The 20,201-nt window shown below is 33.6% G+C and carries 20 protein-coding genes; 7 read left to right on the top strand and 13 right to left on the bottom strand.

Translation table 11 applies throughout. The features are described 5' to 3' along the window. Positions 1–82: 82 nt before the first annotated feature. The 6 genes from M0D21_RS14110 to M0D21_RS14085 all read right to left on the bottom strand — a co-directional run bounded on the left by M0D21_RS14110 (position 83) and on the right by M0D21_RS14085 (position 6,332). On the bottom strand, positions 83–1,198 hold the full coding sequence (locus M0D21_RS14110) for an imelysin family protein (protein WP_248330630.1): 1,116 nt from the start codon (positions 1,196–1,198) through the stop codon (positions 83–85). 102 nt (positions 1,199–1,300) lie between these two features. Continuing rightward, on the bottom strand, positions 1,301–2,533 hold the full coding sequence (locus M0D21_RS14105) for a DUF4856 domain-containing protein (protein WP_248330628.1): 1,233 nt from the start codon (positions 2,531–2,533) through the stop codon (positions 1,301–1,303). Between the two features lie 168 nt (positions 2,534–2,701). Beyond that, positions 2,702–3,163, bottom strand: a complete 462-nt coding sequence (locus M0D21_RS14100) for a heme-binding domain-containing protein (RefSeq protein WP_248330626.1) — start codon at positions 3,161–3,163, stop codon at positions 2,702–2,704. Positions 3,164–3,173: 10 nt separating this feature from the next. After that, complete coding sequence (locus M0D21_RS14095) at positions 3,174–4,040, bottom strand: hydroxymethylglutaryl-CoA lyase (RefSeq protein WP_248330624.1); 867 nt, start codon at positions 4,038–4,040, stop codon at positions 3,174–3,176. A 282-nt stretch (positions 4,041–4,322) separates the two neighbouring features. Next, complete coding sequence (locus tag M0D21_RS14090) at positions 4,323–4,472, bottom strand: hypothetical protein (protein WP_248330622.1); 150 nt, start codon at positions 4,470–4,472, stop codon at positions 4,323–4,325. Between the two features lie 123 nt (positions 4,473–4,595). Beyond that, positions 4,596–6,332 carry an AraC family transcriptional regulator gene (locus M0D21_RS14085; protein WP_248330620.1) on the bottom strand — a complete coding sequence of 579 codons (1,737 nt, stop codon included), beginning with the start codon at positions 6,330–6,332 and terminating at the stop codon, positions 4,596–4,598. Between the two features lie 396 nt (positions 6,333–6,728). Between M0D21_RS14085 and M0D21_RS14080 the strand changes: the two genes are divergently transcribed. Together M0D21_RS14080 and M0D21_RS14075 are read left to right on the top strand one after the other, a co-directional pair. After that, on the top strand, positions 6,729–6,881 hold the full coding sequence (locus M0D21_RS14080; RefSeq protein ID WP_248330619.1) for a hypothetical protein: 153 nt from the start codon (positions 6,729–6,731) through the stop codon (positions 6,879–6,881). Between the two features lie 104 nt (positions 6,882–6,985). Then, entirely contained in the window at positions 6,986–7,603 is a 618-nt protein-coding gene (locus M0D21_RS14075; RefSeq protein WP_248330617.1) for a DUF4214 domain-containing protein, read from the top strand. 61 nt (positions 7,604–7,664) lie between these two features. Here M0D21_RS14075 and M0D21_RS14070 read toward each other — a convergent pair whose 3' ends face one another. Both M0D21_RS14070 and M0D21_RS14065 read right to left on the bottom strand, forming a co-directional pair. Continuing rightward, positions 7,665–8,300: a LysE family translocator gene (locus M0D21_RS14070; protein ID WP_248330615.1), complete on the bottom strand. Its 636-nt coding sequence runs from the start codon at positions 8,298–8,300 to the stop codon at positions 7,665–7,667. 6 nt (positions 8,301–8,306) lie between these two features. Then, positions 8,307–9,338, bottom strand: coding sequence for a quinone-dependent dihydroorotate dehydrogenase (locus M0D21_RS14065; RefSeq protein WP_248330613.1), 1,032 nt, complete (start codon positions 9,336–9,338; stop codon positions 8,307–8,309). Between the two features lie 102 nt (positions 9,339–9,440). On the opposite strand from M0D21_RS14065, the gene pepT reads away from it, so the two are divergent. Next, complete coding sequence (gene pepT / locus M0D21_RS14060) at positions 9,441–10,685, top strand: peptidase T (RefSeq protein ID WP_248330611.1); 1,245 nt, start codon at positions 9,441–9,443, stop codon at positions 10,683–10,685. A gap of 76 nt (positions 10,686–10,761) precedes the next feature. Then, positions 10,762–11,301 carry a DUF3575 domain-containing protein gene (locus tag M0D21_RS14055; protein ID WP_248330609.1) on the top strand — a complete coding sequence of 180 codons (540 nt, stop codon included), beginning with the start codon at positions 10,762–10,764 and terminating at the stop codon, positions 11,299–11,301. Positions 11,302–11,371: 70 nt separating this feature from the next. Here M0D21_RS14055 and yajC read toward each other — a convergent pair whose 3' ends face one another. The 4 genes from yajC to M0D21_RS14035 form a co-directional block, all read right to left on the bottom strand. Further along, positions 11,372–11,665, bottom strand: a complete 294-nt coding sequence (gene yajC, locus M0D21_RS14050; protein ID WP_248330607.1) for a preprotein translocase subunit YajC — start codon at positions 11,663–11,665, stop codon at positions 11,372–11,374. Positions 11,666–11,671: 6 nt separating this feature from the next. Continuing rightward, the gene (locus tag M0D21_RS14045; RefSeq protein WP_248330605.1) at positions 11,672–12,151 is read right to left on the bottom strand and encodes a DUF1573 domain-containing protein; all 480 of its coding nucleotides are present in this window, start codon (positions 12,149–12,151) and stop codon (positions 11,672–11,674) included. Between the two features lie 49 nt (positions 12,152–12,200). Next, entirely contained in the window at positions 12,201–13,145 is a 945-nt protein-coding gene (gene nusB, locus M0D21_RS14040) for a transcription antitermination factor NusB (RefSeq protein WP_248330603.1), read from the bottom strand. Between the two features lie 89 nt (positions 13,146–13,234). Beyond that, positions 13,235–14,338: a Glu/Leu/Phe/Val family dehydrogenase gene (locus tag M0D21_RS14035; protein ID WP_248330601.1), complete on the bottom strand. Its 1,104-nt coding sequence runs from the start codon at positions 14,336–14,338 to the stop codon at positions 13,235–13,237. A gap of 141 nt (positions 14,339–14,479) precedes the next feature. Between M0D21_RS14035 and M0D21_RS14030 the strand changes: the two genes are divergently transcribed. From M0D21_RS14030 to M0D21_RS14020, 3 genes are all read left to right on the top strand, one after another. Further along, on the top strand, positions 14,480–16,237 hold the full coding sequence (locus M0D21_RS14030; RefSeq protein WP_248330599.1) for an ABC transporter ATP-binding protein: 1,758 nt from the start codon (positions 14,480–14,482) through the stop codon (positions 16,235–16,237). 78 nt (positions 16,238–16,315) lie between these two features. After that, a complete protein-coding gene (locus M0D21_RS14025) occupies positions 16,316–16,702 on the top strand; it encodes a PUR family DNA/RNA-binding protein (RefSeq protein ID WP_248330597.1) in 387 nt (128 codons plus the stop codon). Positions 16,703–16,810: 108 nt separating this feature from the next. After that, positions 16,811–19,324 carry a M14 family zinc carboxypeptidase gene (locus tag M0D21_RS14020; RefSeq protein ID WP_248330595.1) on the top strand — a complete coding sequence of 838 codons (2,514 nt, stop codon included), beginning with the start codon at positions 16,811–16,813 and terminating at the stop codon, positions 19,322–19,324. A gap of 6 nt (positions 19,325–19,330) precedes the next feature. Here M0D21_RS14020 and M0D21_RS14015 read toward each other — a convergent pair whose 3' ends face one another. After that, the gene (locus M0D21_RS14015; protein WP_248330593.1) at positions 19,331–20,200 is read right to left on the bottom strand and encodes an alpha/beta fold hydrolase; all 870 of its coding nucleotides are present in this window, start codon (positions 20,198–20,200) and stop codon (positions 19,331–19,333) included. Position 20,201 lies beyond the last annotated feature (1 nt).

The following is a 20,201-nucleotide window of genomic DNA, read 5'->3' as shown; positions in this document are numbered from 1 at the left end:
CGAAAGACTGCAAGTGGTGCAGCCTCTGTATTTTTTTGAATATATTTTTTAAAACTATTAATTATATATAATTTAAATACGATTAATCTCCATCTGCATCAACGAAATCGACTTTAATTGAAAGTGCTTGAAGCATATCTACTTTCATATGAACCACGTTTTTCTGAAGCTCATCATAAGTATTGAGCATTAAAGTATTATTGGTACGCACCTGATTGGCAAAATCATTTCCTAAACCTGCTGCAGTGGTCCTAGTTATATTAAATTGGTCATCTATAATTTTTGCTAGATCCTCTCCATCCTTAATAGTATTCAAGAAATCTAAATACGATCTAAAACTTGCTCCTGTAGCACTACCTCCAAAATGTTTTCCATTAAAGAAATCTTGCATCGCATCAAGATTAGCATTGAAAAGAGCTTTGGAAAAATCACCTTTATAAAATGCCTCTACTTTATCATCAAAGGTTTCTGTAGCAAATACTCCGGCAGGAATTCCTATTTTCCCAGCTCTAAGATGCTTTTCATAATGGAAAATAAAATCGTTAGCAATTTTATCTACAGAACTAGTTGCCGAAGAACCATTATTATTAACAAAAGTTGTTCTGAAATTACCTGTCCAATCGGTTACTACTTCATTGGTTAAGGTATCCATTCTATTTACTAAATCTGTTAAGTAGTTCTTATACTTGTCTCCATTAGTAGCATCTGTATAAAAAGCAACAATGCCAGCATCTGTAGTCGCAAGACCGTTTATAAGGTAGTCTAAACTACCAAAACCTTGTTCATCCTGAGCCGCAACAGTAGCTAAATCATAAGATTCTGAAGAAATATTTGTTTCAATATTTGTTGAATTAACAGGATATACGTTCATGAAGTTTCTAAACGAAACTTCTTCAGCTTTTCCTATTTCGAATAAGCTTACCGATTGCCAGGAAATGAATGCATCTGACCAAGCAGACCTAAGTGCTACTAAATTTGTCTCATCTGAAGTTGCAGTAAATGTAGTCGTAGCATTTTTTAAAGCTGTCATATCCAAAGAAAAACTCTGATATGCAGGAATAATAATATTATCAGCCAAATTAACCAGCATTGCTTCTCTATCAAAACTATCCCCCGTGGTTTCATCTGCATCATCACCCGACGAACAACTCCAGGATAACACCAATATTGCGAATGCGGAGAACAAATACTTTTTCATATTTATTTTTATTTATTCTTAATAAGTTTTGCAAATGTAAAAAAAGAGGTTGAAACATGTTGTTTTCCCACCTCTTTTTTTATCATTTTATGTTTTGTTTAATTAGTTGGTGCTACCAGCCTGCGCAACTGTAAAGTCAAATTTAGCAGCTATTGCGTCTGACACTGCGTCAAGTGTAGCAGGAGTCACATCCCATAATCCATTAGTACCATTCATCAACTGAGAGATAAACCCTTGCACTTCAGCTCTAGTAAAGTAAGGTGCGTCGGTATCAGGATTTCTAGTAAACTGTAAACTATAGATGAACCCGTATCCTTCAGAAAGGTCGTGAAAAACACTACCATAATCTATGGTAGATTCTTCCAAACCATTTTTTCCTTGTTGTAAATAGTAAACAGCTCTTATTCCAATTACTTCTGAAATTTTCGTTCTAAGAATCGCAGACTGTTGATCGCGAACATCATATTGCTTAGCTACGATTGCTGCTCTACCTAATTTGAAAGCATTGAAAATATCTGCTGCAATTCCTTCAAAATCTGGATCTTCCTCTACTCTACCAATATATTTATTTAAGAAACTATCATCATCTCCAATTGTAGGATTAGGATTAGTCAAATTTGCTGAAGTTCCATAAGCATAACCATAGGCTTCATCCCATTTATGCTCCATAGTAGTATAAACTTTTCCTTCGGCAACCACCTCGTTATCGTTATTTTGTCTGTTTTCTGCTTCATCAAGAATAGCCGTTCCCAAATAGTTATTCAAGGCTTGGTCTACCATCAAAGCTCCTATCAAACCTTTATTAAATGCTTGATTTAACTCTAATCCTTTTGCATTTACATATCTATTAGATCCTCCTCCTGCTTCTTGAAGTACTCCAGCGGTACCAGCTACAGCAGTAGTTCCCCAGTTTGGAAATACCTCATCTACCTGACTCTGGATCCAACCATCAAAATCTGATTTAATTGCAGCGGCATCGGTAGCATTATCAAAAAAGAAATCTCTTGAAGCAGCCGTTTTACTTCTTACACTTTTATCTGATGCATTAAGATCTGCTTCAGAAAAATCGTTTGCCCCTTCAACATGTGCGAACATTGCATCTATGGTAGCTTCTGCATCTGCAAGAGTATTATTCTTAAGAGCATCTATAATCTCTTGAGACATTTTAATTCTTGTCGTTTGCCCTCCAAAACTTACTGTACTTTCCCCATTACGTTCAAAAACGTATGTTGCAGGTTCACTAATTTCTATGGTAGAATCATCATCAGAATTACAAGCTACTAGTGAGAGTATTGCTAGTATGTAAAGTAACCCCTGTAAGCTATTGATTTTCATTATATTTAATTTAGACTTAATTTAAATAGTTAATTATTTGAGCGCAAATATATAGATATAAACACTACAAACAAACTTTATTTATACTAAATCTAAATAAATTTAAAGTTAATTTAACCTTGAAGTACGTTTAAAAAGAAAGGTTAAACCATTAACACCCAACACAACTTACTGACTTACAGAATATTGTTTTCTAACCCTGTTTACCCAATCTATCAGTACATTTTTTTCATCTTCAGTTAAGTTACCATGAAGCCAAGTATAAGAATCTAGTGGCATCTCTCCTTCCTCAACCTCTTCAACCAATTCTTCAAGTTTATGATCTTTCTTTTTTACAGAATAAGAATCCCAATCTGAAACATTAAAATGTTCTTTCCCTTCTTCTACATGATGAGAGATCCAATAAGACACTGGAGCAATATTTGAATACCAAGGATACACCGTTTGGTTACTATGACAATCGTAGCATTTATCTTTTAAGATAGTTTGTAATTCTGCAGTAGGTTGTGTCTCTTTTTCGAAAAAAGCTACCGATTCATATCCAGATTCATTTTTATCAGGTCTAATAAACTGCATAACGACCAATGCAATTACCAATACTAATCCTACTTTCTTTATAATGCCCTTCATATATGGTTGTTTAATGATATGTACTAAATATTTTCGTGGCTTCGTTATGCGAAGACTCAAAACTTAATGTTCTAATATTGGTATCTGCTTTTACCGAAGTAAAGTAAGAAATCATACGCTCTGTTGGCATGTTTCCAGTAAGTTCATCCTTCGCCATTGGGCAGCCTCCAAAACCTTGTATCGCACCATCGAATCTCCTGCACCCTGCCTTATAAGCAGCATCAACCTTTTCGAACCAAGTCGTAGGTGTTGTATGTAAATGTGCTCCAAATTCTATATTTGGATATTTAGGAATTAGATTTGAATACAAATAGTCTATAATTTCTGGAGTAGATGTTCCTACGGTATCAGAGAGCGATAAAATTTGCACCCCCATTGCACTAAGCTTTTCTGTCCACTCCCCTACGATCTCAACATTCCATGGGTCTCCATACGGATTACCAAAACCCATCGACAAATACGCTACTACTTTTTTGTTTGCAGCATTGGCTATATCTAAGATTTCTTTGAGTGTTTCTACAGATTGTACAATTGTTTTATGCGTATTACGCATTTGAAAATTTTCTGAAATCGAAAAAGGGTAGCCTAAATAATCTATCGGCTCATGTTTAGCCGCATCATTTGCTCCTCTCACATTGGCGATAATAGCAAGTAGTTTACTTTGGGTAGTCGACAAATCTAATCGAGACAATACCTCGGCCGTATCTACCATTTGCGGTATTGCTTTTGGAGATACAAAACTACCAAAATCGATAGTATCGAATCCACACCGTAATAACGATTGGATATACTGTACCTTTTTATCGGTAGGAATAAAATCTTTAATGCCCTGCATGGCATCTCTCGGGCATTCAATAATTTTTACTTTTTCGACCATTTTAGCGAATCAAAATAGAAGATTTTCAATTTTGACTATAAAAGTATAATTATTTTTCAGAATTAGAAGAATTCCTAAACTTCTTGACAAAATTTTATAACCCATAGAGATAATTCGCGAAGAGTAACTCATGATGTTCATACAATTGAAATCTTTTGAAAATTCTTTTCCTATCTTAATAATAGTTTAGAATTAAAAAAGTGCCAAAAACTTATTTTCAGCACTTTTGGTACATCATAGTGATTCACCGACTGTAAACAAAGAACATAAATTGCCGATTTATTAAGGGCAAGTACAGGTCGGTCTAAAACTTCTTGTAAGATCCTGAACCAAAGTAACAATACCTCCTCCTTTTATGGCATGAAGATCATTAATTTTGGCAATTTGATGTTTTTCTAGAATTAATTTTCTTTTTTTTCTATTCGTTTTCATGTGATTGAGTTTTAGAATTGTTACTCTAAAAGTATGACATTCCTTAGAGTTAAAGTAGTAATCTTAGCCTTTAAATGTCTGGTTTCCGGAAATCAGACCACCAAAAAAACAAATCAATTCACATTAGACGTTTACCTCGGGTTCATCCTGATATTCCGACATTTTTTTGATGAAATAAGAAGGGTATAATCCCGTTTTTTTATGAAAATATTTAGAAAACGCTTCAGTAGTATTAAATCCTATTTCACTAGAAATAGCCTTTATAGTATAGTTTCTAAACTTTTTATTGGTTTTTAATTCTTGTATCAGATAGTCTATTCTTAAATCATTAACGTAATTTTTAAAATTTTTCTCTTTATAAATATTAACTATTCTTGAAACATACTTGCTGTTGGTCTTAAAACGTTCAGCCAGACTATTTGTAGTAATATTTGGTTCTAGGTATTCTTTATTCTCTTCGAATCTTTCAATTTTACGTAAAATATCTTCCTTGATTTCTTCAGCGATCTTTAACTTTTTAACTTCTAAAACTTTAGTATCTAACTTAGACTCATTGGCCGTTTTTTCAATTTTCGAGCTTTCAGATTCCATAAATACACTAAACCGTTGCGCATATAATTTTCTTTTTTGAAACTGATAATAAAAGAGGATCATCAAACTTAAAACTATAACTACAAGTACCCAGATATAAAGTTTAAAATTTGAATTTTTATCATAAATAGCAGCTATTAGTTTTTCTTTTTCGGCAAGAAGTTTAGCTGTATCATATTGTTTGATCAATTTTTCATTTACCTGAGTATTATTCTTGAGCATAATACTATCAAATGCGAGTAATCTATCTACATAAAACAGCTGATTTTTAAAATCTCGCTTAGCCTTGTAACTATCTATTAGGAACAAATACCCTTCTCTTACCTCGGGTGTTATAAACTCAGTTTTTTGTAATATTGAATCTACCTTTTTATAGTAAGTAACCGAAGTAGTATTATTTGATAAAGTTTCATTAATTTTTCCAAGATAAAAATATGTGTTTACCATTTCTCTTTTATCTGCTAACTGAGATAAATACGGTAAAGCTTCCTTAAAACTTTCCTTTGCCTCTTCATTTTTTTGTTGATAATAAAAATTCAACCCTTTTATGAAGGTAAATTTCGAATATAAACCTGTATCATATCTTTTTGAAATCGGCAATACTTTTTTTAGATAATAGTTTGAGGAATCTACTAAGTTATTCTTACTATACGATTCGGTTAAATCAACCATGATATCAAGGTAATCAAGGGTGTCTGTAATCCCCTTTTTTAATTCATATTTCAGACAATCCCTAAAAATGCCCAATGCTTCCTTATGCTTCCCTAACTTGCTCTTTATAATACCTATATTGTGCTGGGTTAGATATTGAAAATCCTCATTTTTATTTTTCTTAGAAAATGCTAAGGCCTCGAGATAATTATCCAAAGCTTTCTCGAAATCCCATTTACCCAAATAAAACCCTCCCTTATTTGAGTACGAATACGCTGGAAATAACTTGTGATTTATTGTTTCACTAAGTTTAATCGATTTGTCTAGAAAATCAAGTTTTAATGAATCATTATTTACATAGTAAAAAAGCTGATTATAGACTCTGGCCATTTTAATACTATCAACATTTGCTTTGGCCTTTTCTAAACATGACCTTAGGAGCACTTTAGATTTGAGAGTATCTTCATAATACAACTCATAAATTTTGTACGTTTCGTTATAAGAATACTTTTTAAGAGAATCGGGCATAACGAAATGCTCTTCGAAAGATTGAGAAAATGCAGGATTCAAACAACTTAAAAGAACGATAAGCCGTATTATGCGCACAGTTGTATTCATTAGGTTTTAAGAATATGTAACACCTCCAAATGTTGAAATATTTCTAGATGTTCACCCTATAAAAAAGCAGGCAAAACGAAAGTACGGTTACCAAAACATTTGGCAGATTATATTATTGATTGATGAGTAGTAAATATACCATTTTATCACTTAGCATTTCTAAAACATATCACATTTCTAGGGGTCTTACATACAATTCTCAAGGAAAAAACTACAAGGTCTGCTTTCCGGAAACCCTACTCTTCATTCCGGAAACCAGACTCTAAACTCTTGTTTTTAAGACCTATAACAATCTAACTTTGATAACAGAGTCTTTTACAATGCACAAATTATTATCAAACAAGGAGGAATCTGAAAATCCTAAAAAAGAGTAAGGCTATCACTAAATTATATAACATGAAAAGAAGTCAATTTTTTAACATCGAAGGAATAAAAGTGTTACGCAAAGAACAAACAAAAACAATTAAAGGAGGTGCGGAAGATAATATGGTATGTGATTGGGTTGGCGGTGTCTACATCTGTTTTGATGTTATTGATGTTGATGGTTAATCCAAATGGACGCTGTTTTGGGAATTTTCCCAAAGCAGTGTTCCTTATACCTAATCATAAATTTTAAACCATTTCACATATAAAATCACAAAAACAACAGTATTATGAACACACCAATTTCTAGATTACGTAACCTTATATTAATTCCTTTATTTTTAGGACTATTTATTGTAGTTTCCTGTGAAAAAGAGGAAGATCTTAATGACTCCATTGAAGCAGTAGATACTATTGATTCTCCAGAGAAACGTTTCCCTTTACCAGATTATCCTGATTTTACACCTCCAAACATTCCGCAACCTCCCACATTTGATGCACACTGTGTAGTTAGACTAGCATACTTATCTTACCTAAGAAGGTGTCCAGAAAATGCACAAGTGGTTAATGGTTGGATTCAAGTTCTTCTTACTCAAGGGTTCGATGACCTTGCTAAAGGGTTTATCACATCAAACGAAGCCAATGTAAAATGGAATTCTCAGTACCACAGTTTTCTATCGAGAAATAACCTAAACAGTGTAGAAGTACATAAGTTTATTTATATCGCCTATCGAGGCTTACTTCTTAGAGAACCCGATGTAAATGGCGGAAAATATTGGACTACCGTTTTTTATGATCGAGGAATTAGAGCCGTTGCAAATGGCATTGGTAATTCTGCAGAGTTTAGAAACAGACTAGCAAGCATTCAAACCGAATGCAATAACGCAGCAAACCAATGTACTTTTTAGAAGTATATAAAATATGACTCTATCAAAAAGCCTTCTATCACTGAGGGCTTTTTGTATATCCTTATTTTTCAGAAAAAAGAACAAAAACACCAATCGCTACAAACACTAGGATTTGTAACCATTTTAAAACCAACCCAATTTTTGTATTCTTTTTCAGGTATTCAGCAATAGTACCAGCCAAAATAGCGATCGATCCAAAAATTACAAAAGAAACCAGAATAAAGATCATACCCAAAACATAAAATTGCGCGACTTTATTCATCGATTCGCTAAACAAAAACAATGGAAAATACGCCAGGAAGAATATAGATACTTTAGGATTTAAAACATTCATCATAAATCCTTGTCTAAACAACTGCCCTAAGCTTTTATCTGGCAAACTATTTTCTGATAATTGAATAGCTGCATCGCTTTTATATACTTTGTAAGCTAAAAAAAACAAATACAGCGCACCAAATAATTTAATGATAAAGAAAAGTGTAGGACTTTTTTCGATAATGGCAGAAACCCCAAAGGCAACCAGTGAAGTATGAATCAAACAACCAGTCATTAACCCCAGCACTACAGCCAGTCCGTTTTTTTTCCCGTTGACCATACTTTGCATCAACACAAAAATATTGTCTGGTCCGGGAGACAATGATAATATCAAAGTACTCAAAGCAAACGTATAAAGGATTTCGTAGTTAATAATATCCATAGAATATTATTTACGAAGTAAGGCTTTATTTATATCCTTTACCAACTTTGGTCCTTCATATATAAATCCTGTATAGAGCTGCACCAAACTTGCACCTGCATCCAATTTTTCTAAAGCATCTTTGGCTGAATGTATTCCTCCAACTCCTATAATAGGAAATGCTTTATTACTTTTTTCAGACAAATGGCGTATTACCTCGGTGCTTTTATCTTTTATTGGCTGTCCACTTAATCCTCCATTACCTATTTCTTTTAAGCGTTCTTCTGAAGCTTTCAATCCATCTCTGCTTACCGAAGTATTACTGGCTATTACTCCATCAAGCTTAGTTTCTAAAACCAACTCCACAATTTCGTCCAACTGTGTTGGATTAAGATCTGGAGCAATTTTAAGGACTATCGGTTTTTGTGTATCAAAGACATGATTTGCTTTTTGCACCTCTTGTATCAATTCTGTAAGATATTCTTTATCATTTAATTTTGCATGACTACTTACATTGGGACAACTCACATTAAGTACAAAATAGTCTACATAAGGATGCAAGGCATTAAAACATTCCAAATAGTCTTCTGTATAATTTTCGGGAAGTGTTTGCGTGTTCTTACCAATATTACCTCCTATAATTACTTTATGCTTATTTTTTTGAAGTTGTTGAATAGCGGCTTCTAACCCTTTATTATTAAACCCCATTCTATTGATAATACCTTTATCATCCTTCAAACGAAATAACCTTTTCTTTGGGTTACCTTCCTGAGCTTTTGGCGTTACAGTTCCTATTTCTATGAAACCAAAACCAAAATCCGCTAATTCATTATACAGTACGGCGTTTTTATCAAATCCTGCCGCGAGACCCACAGGGTTCTTAAATTTTAAACCAAATACCTCTCTTTGTAAACCAATACCTTTTACTTGATATCTTGATCGAATCAAAGCAGTTACAAATGGGATTTTGGATATAAATTTGATTAGATCGAATGTGAAATAATGAACTTTTTCTGGATCAAATTTGAATAGCAGCGGACGAATTAATGACTTATACATTAAATAGTATTTTGGTATGCAAAAATAAGTTTTCTATACTTCTAATAAAAATGGATTAAAATGTATTTTTGATAGCAAATTTTGATTAAACAATTCATCATCATGATAGATAAAAAACACATCACAGACCGTTTTATAAGTTATGTTACTATCGATACCGAAAGTGACCCTTCTAGTAACACCACTCCCAGCACCGAAAAACAATGGGATTTGGCTAACAAATTAGCCCAAGAACTCAAAGATATTGGTTTAAGTGATGTTACCATAGATGAGAATGCATATATCATGGCTACTTTACCTTCTAATATAGATAAAACTGTTCCTACTATAGGTTTTATTTCTCATTTTGATACAAGCCCAGACTTTACAGGAGCAAATGTTAAGCCTCAAATTGTAGAAAACTATGACGGAAAAGATATTGTATTGAACGCAGACAACAATATTATTCTATCTCCTAATTATTTTGAGGATCTAAAATTATACGTTGGACAGACGCTTATCACCACAGACGGAACAACCTTATTGGGAGCAGATGACAAGGCAGGTATTACCGAGATCGTAACTGCAATGGAGTATTTAGTACAACACCCTGAGATTAAACATGGAACAATAAGGGTTGGATTTACTCCAGACGAAGAAATTGGGAGAGGCGCCCATAAATTTGATGTAAAGAAATTTGGCGCAGATTGGGCCTATACCATGGATGGAAGTCAAATAGGAGAATTAGAATATGAGAATTTTAATGCAGCAGGCGCTTTGATTACCGTAAAAGGTAAAATTGTTCATCCTGGTTATGCCAAGGGTAAAATGATAAACAGTATGTATATCGCACAAGAATTTATTAATTCTTTACCACCCATGGAAACCCCAGAACATACCACAGGACGAGAAGGTTTCTTTCACTTACATCATATAGAAGGAGATGTAGAACAAACTCAACTTCAATATATCATAAGAGATCATGATAAGAAACACTTTGAAGAAAGAAAAGAAGTCATAAAAAAATTAGCTTCAGACATTAATATTAAGCATGGAAAAGAAGTAATCTCTGTTGCAATTAATGATCAGTATTACAATATGCGAGAAAAAGTAGAACCCGTAATGCATATAGTTCATATTGCAGAAGAAGCCATGAAATCATTGAACATTACCCCTATCATTAAACCAATTAGAGGCGGAACCGATGGCTCTCAACTAAGCTATATGGGGCTTCCTTGTCCTAATATTTTTGCCGGAGGTCATAATTTTCATGGGCGTTACGAGTATGTCCCAGTAGAAAGTATGATTAAGGCAGTCGAGGTCATTGTAAAAATTGCAGAATTGACAACAAAATTTCAACCGAAATAAAAAAAACGAAAATTTAGTTACGTGCATATATTTTTTTGTTCGTCTTATCTACAGAAAGAACAAAAAAGAATATAACATGAAAAAAATTTTAGCAGTAGTATTACTAATTATTTGTTTCCAGGCAAAAGCACAAGAGGAAAGTTTTGTAAAGAACCAAAATAGACATGAGTTTAGAATTGACGCTCTTGAAGCATTGGCCATTCCTAATTTAGAAATCAATTATGAATATGTAATTAGCAGATACTCTGGAGCTGGTATCGCCACAAGTTTTAGCTTTGATGATGATCACAAGGAATATCAATCTTTTGCTATTGAGCCATATTACAGACAATATTTCTTTAACAATAAGGATTTTGGTGCCAGAGGATTTTTTGTAGAAGGGTTGTTACGATTTGCAGGCGGAGAAGAAGAAATAATCAACATAGCCAATAATTCTAGAACTACCGAAGATTGGACCAATGTGGGTATTGGAGTTGTACTAGGACAAAAGTGGGTAAGCGACAACGGTTTTGTATTTGAAATTAGTTTAGGTGGTGGTCGTTATTTATCTGATGACACTTTCTCTCCCGAAGGTTTTGTAAGAGGAGGAATTTTGGTAGGATATAGATTCTTCTAAAAATATTATAATAAAAAAGCCCGGTACAGCTATAACGTTGTATCGGGCTTTTAAACAAGTAGGCTAGTTATTACTTCTTATCTGTAGCCGGTGTGTTTAACTTCGCACTCATTTCCAGAGAAATGGCAGATTTATCAAAAGTTAATTTACCTGCTCCTGTTTCAATAATAACAGCATTGTTTTTTTCACTGAAGTCAAAAACTTTACCGTGAAGACCACTTTTGGTTACTACTCGATCTCCTTTTTTAAGATCTTCAGTAAACTTTCTTTCCTTTTTAGCTTTTTGCATTTGTGGACGTATCATAAAAAAATACATCACTACAAAAATCAATATAAAAGGAAGAAATGATTGAATTTGTTCCATAAAATATTATTCACCTGCTGGTGCACCTCCTGCTGGCTTAGCCTTTGGAGTTACCATCGCTTTGATTTTAAGAATTTCTTTACCAGCTTCAGTATTAGCAGTAATAGTTACTTGCTTAGTTTGCTGATTTGGCTTACCATTAGAGTTAAACTTAACAAGCATTTCTCCTTCTGCTCCCGGAGCAATTGGTTCTTTTGGCCATTGTGGTACTGTACATCCACAGCTTCCTTTTGCACTTACGATTACCAAAGGAGCTTTACCAGTGTTTGTAAACTTAAATGTATGCTCTACTACATCTCCTTCATTTATTGTTCCGAAATCATGCTCAGTCTCACTGAAAGTCATTACCGGAAAATCAGCATTCTTAGCATCACGCTCAGCTGCTATTTCAACATTTTCTTCTTTAACTTTTTTGGTAGCATCATCTTTACAAGACACAACCGTCATAGCAAAGATTCCGGCTAAAATTAAGATTCCTTTTTTCATTACTTGGGTTTTTAATTATTTGAGGGTTAAAAATACATTTTTTTTTGAACTACATAAGTCCTCGGCCAACTTTATTTAGTTTACCACTTTCCTGATACTCTTTAGAAATTTTATCAAGAATACCATTTATAAAAATACTACTTTTAGGAGTACTATATTCTTTTGCAATCTCTAAATATTCGTTAATTGTTACTTTTACAGGTATTGAAGGGAATTTTATAAACTCGCAAATTGCCATTTTTATAATGGCTTTATCCAGGTCTGCAATACGATCCTGATCCCAATTTGGTGTTTTTCCATCGATCTCTTTGGTATATTCTGCTCCATTGAGAACTGTTTTTCTAAAAATATCTACTGCAAACTTTTTGTCTTCCAAATCTTTATACAACTTAGGTAAAGATTTTTGCTCATCATGAGATGCTTTTATTTTTCTTAGCATTTTCATAATTGCAGTATTCACCAATGGTAAATCATCTAACCATGTTAGATTCTTATCTTCAATATATTCGTAAAGCTTATTGTTTGGAGCAATAATCTCTTTGAAGACATCAATTACAAAGTCCTTATCTTCCCTAAAAGAACTCAATTTGGTACTCATATAATCTTCATATAACTCGCTTTCCTGAATGGCTTTCCAAAGTATGGAAACATATTCACTATCGAGCTCCCAGCAGTTTAGTTTCTTACGATCGATCTCTTCTTTTAATTGAAGGTTTTTTTCCAAAAACAACAACACTTCATTATTAATAAATTTAGTGTTCGGGTTTTTTTCTTCGGAAGTAGCAAGGTACTTTTTTTGACTTTTTGTCAAAAAATCGGCAGCATGTTTTCTAATTTCTACCAGAAGCTGAAGATTTATCAGAAATAAATCATACATCTGTTCAATACTAAAAAGCAGGAATTTTTCTTCTTTATCAAGGTTGTCACTTTGCGTCTGCCCTATCGAATAGAGCGACTGCATTACTTTTACTCTAATATGTCTTCTGGTTAACATAGAATAATTACAAAGAACTTTATACAAAAAAAACGGGCAAAAGTCTCTCTGACTTTTGCCCTGCAAAAATACTATTATTTTTAATCTAGCTACCCTAAAAGTTCTTTTTTTCTAGTAGCTATTCTATCTTCTGCAATACTCATAGCAGAAGCATTTGCTGTTATGTTTGTAGCCTTAGCTTTATTTAAAATATCTAAGGTCGTATCATAAATATTTTCAGTCTTGGTAATGATTTGATCTCTACCATATCCTTCTATCTCTGCATATACGTTAATAATACCTCCTGCATTAATTAAAAAATCTGGTGCATATACAATTCCCTTTTTCTGTAATAAAGGTCCGTGAATTTGTTCATTTGCTAACTGGTTATTAGCAGCTCCAGCAATAACTTTTACTTTTAGTTTATCAATAGTATCGTCATTTACAGTTGCTCCCAAAGCACATGGCGCATAAATATCGGCTTCTTCAGCATATAAATCGTTACCCCTGTAAATTTCAACCCCATATTTTGTACTTACTTCCGACAATCTCTCTTCATTAATATCACTAATAATAACATTAGCACCTTCTTCGGCAGCTAAACGAACCAGTTCTTCTCCAACATGTCCAATTCCTTGCACCAAAATCTTCTTTCCTTGCAAAGCATCGTTACCATAAGCAAACTTAGTCGCTGCTTTCATTCCCATATAAACTCCATAGGCAGTAACAGGCGAAGGGTTTCCTGCCCCTCCTTTTGACTCTGATATACCAGTCACATAAGGAGTAACCTCTCTTACAGTATCCATATCTGAGGTTTCCATACCAACATCTTCTGCGGTATAGTATTTCCCTCCAAGTGTATGAACAAACTTACCAAAACGAGTCATTAACTCTGGTGTTTTCATTTTCTTTGGATCTCCAATTATAACAGCTTTACCACCTCCAAGGTTCAATCCAGTAATAGCTGCTTTATAGGTCATTCCTCTCGACAACCTCAATACATCATTTAAGGCATCCCATTCTGTTTTGTAATCATACATTCTTGTACCCCCTAATGCTGGTCCTAAAATTGTGTTATGCACACCAATTATTGCCTTCAATCCTGTATCTTTGTCCTGACAAAAAACAACTTGTTCGTGATCATTAAAAGATAATTGTCCAAATACAGGAGCCTCCTTTTTTAATTGATTTGCAGTAAGCACTTCGGTTATCATGTATTAAAAAATTTAAATGGTTATAAATTATATAATATTCAAAATCAGAGTGCTAAAATAATGTATTTTTATGAAATTAAAATTTTATCCTGTTAAATTTTACGAATTCTTTAATATCTAGACATTTAAACAAAGACCTATATGCGCGCATTACGCCATTTAAACAAGTACTTTCTAAAATATAAATATCGACTTCTAATTGGCCTTGTTATTACTGTTATAGCAAGGATTTTTGCAACATTGGTTCCTACTATTGTAGGAAATTCTGTAGATATTGTCGAAAAATACATCAACAATGAAGTAACCGACTTGTCAGAAGTGAAAAACGGCCTCATTATTAACATCTTACTTATTTTAGGCGCTGTTTTAATTTCGGCTTTCTTCACGTTTTTAATGCGACAAACATTTATTGTGGTTTCTCGCTTTATAGAGTTTGATTTAAAAAATGAGGTTTTTCAACATTATGAAAAGCTTTCTCTCAATTTTTACAAAAAAAATAGAACTGGTGATCTAATGAATCGTATTAGTGAAGATGTTTCTAAAGTAAGGATGTACGTTGGGCCAGCTATTATGTATAGTGTAAATACGATTACATTATTTGTAGTAGTTATAGGATATATGATAAGCATAGCTCCTGAGTTAACACTATATACTGTCACACCTCTACCCATCTTATCGATATCTATCTATAAATTGAGCGTCGCCATACATAAGCGTAGCACTGTAGTACAGGAATTCTTATCGAAACTCACAACTTTTACTCAGGAATCCTTTAGCGGTATTACAGTTATCAAAGCCTACGGTATTGAACCTCAAACCCATGATAACTTTAGTAATTTATCTGGCATTAGTAAGGACAAAAACCTAGATTTAGCAAAAGTACAAGCCTTATTCTTTCCTTTAATGGTTCTGCTTATAGGATGCAGTAACATCTTGGTAATCTACATTGGTGGCAAACAATTTTTGGATGGTACAATTCAAGAATTAGGAGTCATTGTCCAATTTATACTGTATGTAAATATGCTTACCTGGCCAGTAGCTACAGTTGGATGGGTAAGTTCTATAATACAACAGGCAGAGGCTTCTCAGGTTCGTATCAATGAATTTTTAAGTCAGGAACCCGAAATTACCAATACTATTCCTCAACACACGCCTATCACAGGAGATGTAAGCTTTAAAAACGTAACATTTACTTACGATGACACCAATATTACCGCTTTGAAAAATATAAGTTTTGAAGTGAAAAACGGAGAAACTATAGGGATAATTGGCAAAACTGGATCTGGAAAATCTACTATTCTTGATCTTATAGGGCGCCTATATGATGTTTCTTCAGGAGAAATTGCCGTAGATGATAAACCCATAAAAAAACTTAATCTTTTTGATTTAAGAGAAAGTATCGGTTATGTACCACAAGATGCTTTCCTATTTAGTGATAGCATCAAAAACAATATTAAATTCGGAAAAGAAAGTGCGACAGATGATGAAGTGTATGAAGCTTCCAAAAATGCCGTTGTGCATAATAACATTATAGATTTCAAAAGAGGATATGAGACTATTCTTGGAGAAAGGGGTATTACTCTCTCTGGCGGTCAAAAACAACGAGTTTCTATTGCCAGAGCAATAATTAAGAATCCTGCAATACTACTTTTTGACGATTGTTTATCGGCTGTAGATACCGAAACGGAAGAAGAAATTTTAAATAATCTTAATAAAATTTCCAAAAACAAGACCACTTTTATAGTTAGCCATAGAGTATCTACGGCTAAAAATGCCGATAAAATTATCGTACTCGACGAAGGTCAAATCATCCAGCAAGGCACTCATAATCAACTAATCAACACTGATGGATACTACAAAGAACTGTATTTAAAACAGCTTAGCGAAAAAGAAATATGAGTTTTTTTTGTCCGATTAACATTTTTTTTGGATTTTTGAAACCATCATAACATATTAATTAATTAAGAAATACGGATTATGAATGACAATGAAATGATGGAGAAAGAAGAAATTTTCTCAAAAGTTTTACGAGCAGGAAGAAGAACATATTTCTTTGATGTAAGGGCTACCAAAGCAGGAGATTATTACTTGACTATAACAGAAAGTAAGAAGTTTACTAATGATGACGGATCTTTTCACTACAAGAAACACAAGATTTATCTTTACAAAGAAGATTTTGCAGGCTTTACAGAAATCCTGAATGAAATGACGCATTTCATCGTTGATGAAAAAGGTGAAGAAGTTATTAGCGAAAGGCACCAAAAAGACTATCAAAAATCTTATGACAAGGATATCGTTGATACCAAAGAAGAAGTGACTGCTTCAACTGAAAGTTTCACCGACGTAAGTTTTGACGATATATAAGACACACTACTAACTAACTCTTTGTTAAGTTAAAATTATGCAAACCGCTTCATTCTCTGAAGCGGTTTTTTTTATATTCACACCTTTATTAAAAATAACTCAACTGTAATGAAATACTTCTTCATTGTTCTTTTTTCATTTTTTTCTTTTACACTACAAGCACAACAAGATCTTTCTTTAGATTATTACCTTCCAAAAAACACGACTTATAATGCAGAGATCCCAACACCGCAAAGCGTACTAGGTTTTGTTCCAGGAAAATGGCATGTTTCTCATGACAAACTAGCCAATTACATGCAAGTTCTTGCGGCAGCTTCACCAAGAATTACAATAGAGAATAGAGGGAAGACCTTTGAAGATCGACCTATATTATTATTAACGATTACTTCAGAAGAAAACCATAAGAACATAGAGGAGATTAGAAAACAACATCTTCAACTTACAGAAAGCACATCTGCAGCTGTAAATTTAGAAACACTACCTTCTGTAGTGTATCAAGGATTTTCGATACATGGTAATGAACCTAGTGGTTCTAACGCCAGTTTGCTCGCAGCATATTATCTAGCCGCTGCCCAAGGCCCTGAAATAGATGAATTATTGAACAAGGTTGTAATTTTGCTGGATCCCTCGATGAATCCTGATGGCTTGCAACGATTTGCATATTGGGCAAACACCAACAAAAGTAAAAACATAAGTTCTGATCCTCAGGATAGAGAATACAGTGAAATTTGGCCAGGAGGCAGAACTAATCATTACTGGTTCGACATGAATCGAGATTGGCTACCTGTGCAATTACCAGAATCGAGAGCAAGGATCAACACCTTTCACAAGTGGTATCCTAATATAGTTACAGATCACCATGAAATGGGCACCAATAGTACCTTCTTTTTTCAACCAGGTATCCAATCAAGAACACATCCGTTAACTCCCAAATCAAATCAGCAACTCACCAAAAAAATTGCAAATTATCATGCAAAAGCGCTTGATAAAATAGGCTCTCTTTATTATACAGAAGAAAATTTTGATGATTTTTACTATGGTAAAGGTTCAACTTTTCCCGATATAAACGGTGGTATTGGTATTTTGTTTGAACAAGGAAGTTCCAGAGGGCATGCGCAACAATCTGATAATGGATTATTAACTTTCCCATTCACTATTAGAAATCAATTTACCACTGCATTATCTACTCTAGAAGCAGCAAAATCTATGCGAAAAGAGCTTCTTAATTATAAAAAAGATTTTTATGCTAATGCAGCAAAAGAAGTTGCAAAAGATGCATATATTTTTGGCAGTCAAAATGACGCCGCCTCTGTTTACCACTTTGCAGAGATTCTTAAGAGACACAAAATAAAACTACATGAAGTAAAACAGGATTTCAATCTAAAGGGAAAAACTTTTAAAAAGGGTTACAGTTACATTGTTCCCAAAAATCAAAGACAAAAAAGATTATTAAAGGCCATTTTTGAAAAAAGAACAAAGTTTCAAGATAGTTTGTTTTATGACGTTTCAGCTTGGACCTTCCCTTTGGCTTTTAATTTAGACTATTCAGAAAACGCATCCATTACTAATCTTGGACCAGAAGTGTCCGAAGTTAAATATCGTAAAAATGCAACAGTTACTAAGAGTTCTTATGGGTATCTTATGCAATGGCATGAATACTACAGCCCAAGAGCCTTGTACCAAATTTTAAAACAAGGTCTAAGAGCAAAAGTAGGACTTACTCCTTTTTCTTTAGAAAATAACAACTATGATTATGGTACTATATTAATTCCTGTTCAAAACCAACGATTAAATAGTGATGAGTTATTTAGTTTTTTACAAGAGGTAGCTTCAAATAACCATATCGATATTACTGGTGTATCTACTGGTCTTACTAAAGGAATTGATCTCGGAAGTAACAAATTTAGACCTTTATCATTACCACGAATAGCATTAATTACTGGTACAGGTATTACTTCATATGATGCTGGGGAAATTTGGCATCTTATGGACCAACGTTATGATATCCCGATAACCAAATTAACCACAGATAATTTTTCCCGAGTTAATATCTCCAAATACACTCATATTATACTACCTAATAGCAGAAGACAAAACATCTCTAAAGAACAAGTAGAAAGACTGAAAATATGGGTAAGAAATGGAGGCACATTGATTGGATATAGAAATGCAGCTCAATTATTTAAAAATAATGAGCTTATGAACATAGAATTTGTTAGACCAGAGAATAACGCCGAGAATATTTCTTTTGAGCAGAAACAAGATTTTTTTGGTGCTCAAGTAATTGGAGGAGCTATTTTTGAAGCTAAAATAGATCGCTCGCATCCTATTAATTTTGGATACCAAAACACCAAAATACCTTTATTTAGAAACACAAGGTTTTTCATAAAACCAGATAAACAGAGCTACAATAACCCTATTCAATATTCTGAAAATCCTCTATTAAGCGGTTATATAAGTAAAAAGAATCTTGATTCTCTATCAAGCACAGTACCATTTAAACACAACAATCTTGGAAAAGGAGATTTGATCTTATTTACAGATAATACAAATTTTAGGGCATTCTGGTATGGTACAAATAAACTTTTAATGAACGCAATTTACTTTGGTAAAGCCATGTAATATCTGTTATTTTATCTTATTTCTGAAATTAAAATAATGTTCTAGCACTTCGTGAGGTGCTTCTACCTGCGGATAGTGGCCAATTTCTGGGAGCACAATAACATCTGCATCAGGCACTATTTTTTGGTAAAAATCTGCCATATGTTTCCCAGAGATAGGATCACAACCCCCGTCTATTAATCGTTTTGGTATATCGGTATACTGAATAGCCTCGCGCCATCGAATCTTATGAGTATCTCGCTCTGTAAGATATTTTATAAGTTTTGGGATCACGTTTTTACCAGAATTATAATCTACCACCTCCCAGAACTCGTCTATCTCTTTCTCTGTTGGCTGAGTATCTTTACCAAAAATCTTTTTGAAGTTCTTTGCTAAGGTATTTCTTCCCATAAAATTTTTGAGAAGCCTTCCAAAAGGAGTAAGTAATAATTTTTGTGTAATGGTAGGAAAATTTGTTTCCGGAAACATTCCCCCATTGAGAAAAGTCACAGATTGTATTCTAAATTTGTAGGTATCATCCTCCTTATATCTTGCCAGCATTTCCTGAACCACAGTGTCTCCATAGTCATGTGCCAAAATATGAAACTTGAAGATTTGCTGTTGTTCAAGGAAATACTCCCATAAATCTGCCTGTGCTGCAATCGTATAGGTAAAGTTCTTAGGCTTAGCCGAAAACCCATACCCTAACATATCTAAAGCATATACTTTATAATGCAGAGAAAGTGTATCCCATATTTTACACCAATCCCAAGAAGAAGTAGGAAATCCATGTATTAGTACTAGAGGGTCTCCTTGCCCAGACTTGATATAAAAAATTTGATATTTCTTTTGATACTCGAAATAAGCACCAGAGTTTTTCCAATCTGATAAATCCATC

It is taken from the genome of Aquimarina acroporae, from assembly GCF_023195925.1.
Lineage (GTDB): Bacteria > Bacteroidota > Bacteroidia > Flavobacteriales > Flavobacteriaceae > Aquimarina > Aquimarina acroporae.
Note: the sequence above shows the minus strand (reverse complement) of the source record. Positions and strands in the feature narration are given on the sequence as shown.

Bases quoted from the DNA above. Each gene is read 5' to 3' on its own strand.
- M0D21_RS14085 (WP_248330620.1), bottom strand. From the start codon at position 6,332: ATGAATACAACTGTGCGCATAATACGGCTTATCGTTCTTTTAAGTTGT.
- M0D21_RS14030 (WP_248330599.1), top strand. From the start codon at position 14,480: ATGCGCGCATTACGCCATTTAAACAAGTACTTTCTAAAATATAAATAT.
- M0D21_RS14070 (WP_248330615.1), bottom strand. From the start codon at position 8,300: ATGGATATTATTAACTACGAAATCCTTTATACGTTTGCTTTGAGTACT.
- pepT (WP_248330611.1), top strand. From the start codon at position 9,441: ATGATAGATAAAAAACACATCACAGACCGTTTTATAAGTTATGTTACT.
- M0D21_RS14020 (WP_248330595.1), top strand. From the start codon at position 16,811: ATGAAATACTTCTTCATTGTTCTTTTTTCATTTTTTTCTTTTACACTA.
- nusB (WP_248330603.1), bottom strand. From the start codon at position 13,145: ATGTTAACCAGAAGACATATTAGAGTAAAAGTAATGCAGTCGCTCTAT.
- M0D21_RS14035 (WP_248330601.1), bottom strand. From the start codon at position 14,338: ATGATAACCGAAGTGCTTACTGCAAATCAATTAAAAAAGGAGGCTCCT.
- M0D21_RS14090 (WP_248330622.1), bottom strand. From the start codon at position 4,472: ATGAAAACGAATAGAAAAAAAAGAAAATTAATTCTAGAAAAACATCAA.
- M0D21_RS14095 (WP_248330624.1), bottom strand. From the start codon at position 4,040: ATGGTCGAAAAAGTAAAAATTATTGAATGCCCGAGAGATGCCATGCAG.
- M0D21_RS14025 (WP_248330597.1), top strand. From the start codon at position 16,316: ATGAATGACAATGAAATGATGGAGAAAGAAGAAATTTTCTCAAAAGTT.
- M0D21_RS14055 (WP_248330609.1), top strand. From the start codon at position 10,762: ATGAAAAAAATTTTAGCAGTAGTATTACTAATTATTTGTTTCCAGGCA.
- M0D21_RS14065 (WP_248330613.1), bottom strand. From the start codon at position 9,338: ATGTATAAGTCATTAATTCGTCCGCTGCTATTCAAATTTGATCCAGAA.
- M0D21_RS14080 (WP_248330619.1), top strand. From the start codon at position 6,729: ATGAAAAGAAGTCAATTTTTTAACATCGAAGGAATAAAAGTGTTACGC.
- M0D21_RS14100 (WP_248330626.1), bottom strand. From the start codon at position 3,163: ATGAAGGGCATTATAAAGAAAGTAGGATTAGTATTGGTAATTGCATTG.
- M0D21_RS14110 (WP_248330630.1), bottom strand. From the start codon at position 1,198: ATGAAAAAGTATTTGTTCTCCGCATTCGCAATATTGGTGTTATCCTGG.
- M0D21_RS14075 (WP_248330617.1), top strand. From the start codon at position 6,986: ATGAACACACCAATTTCTAGATTACGTAACCTTATATTAATTCCTTTA.
- yajC (WP_248330607.1), bottom strand. From the start codon at position 11,665: ATGGAACAAATTCAATCATTTCTTCCTTTTATATTGATTTTTGTAGTG.
- M0D21_RS14045 (WP_248330605.1), bottom strand. From the start codon at position 12,151: ATGAAAAAAGGAATCTTAATTTTAGCCGGAATCTTTGCTATGACGGTT.
- M0D21_RS14015 (WP_248330593.1), bottom strand. From the start codon at position 20,200: ATGGATTTATCAGATTGGAAAAACTCTGGTGCTTATTTCGAGTATCAA.
- M0D21_RS14105 (WP_248330628.1), bottom strand. From the start codon at position 2,533: ATGAAAATCAATAGCTTACAGGGGTTACTTTACATACTAGCAATACTC.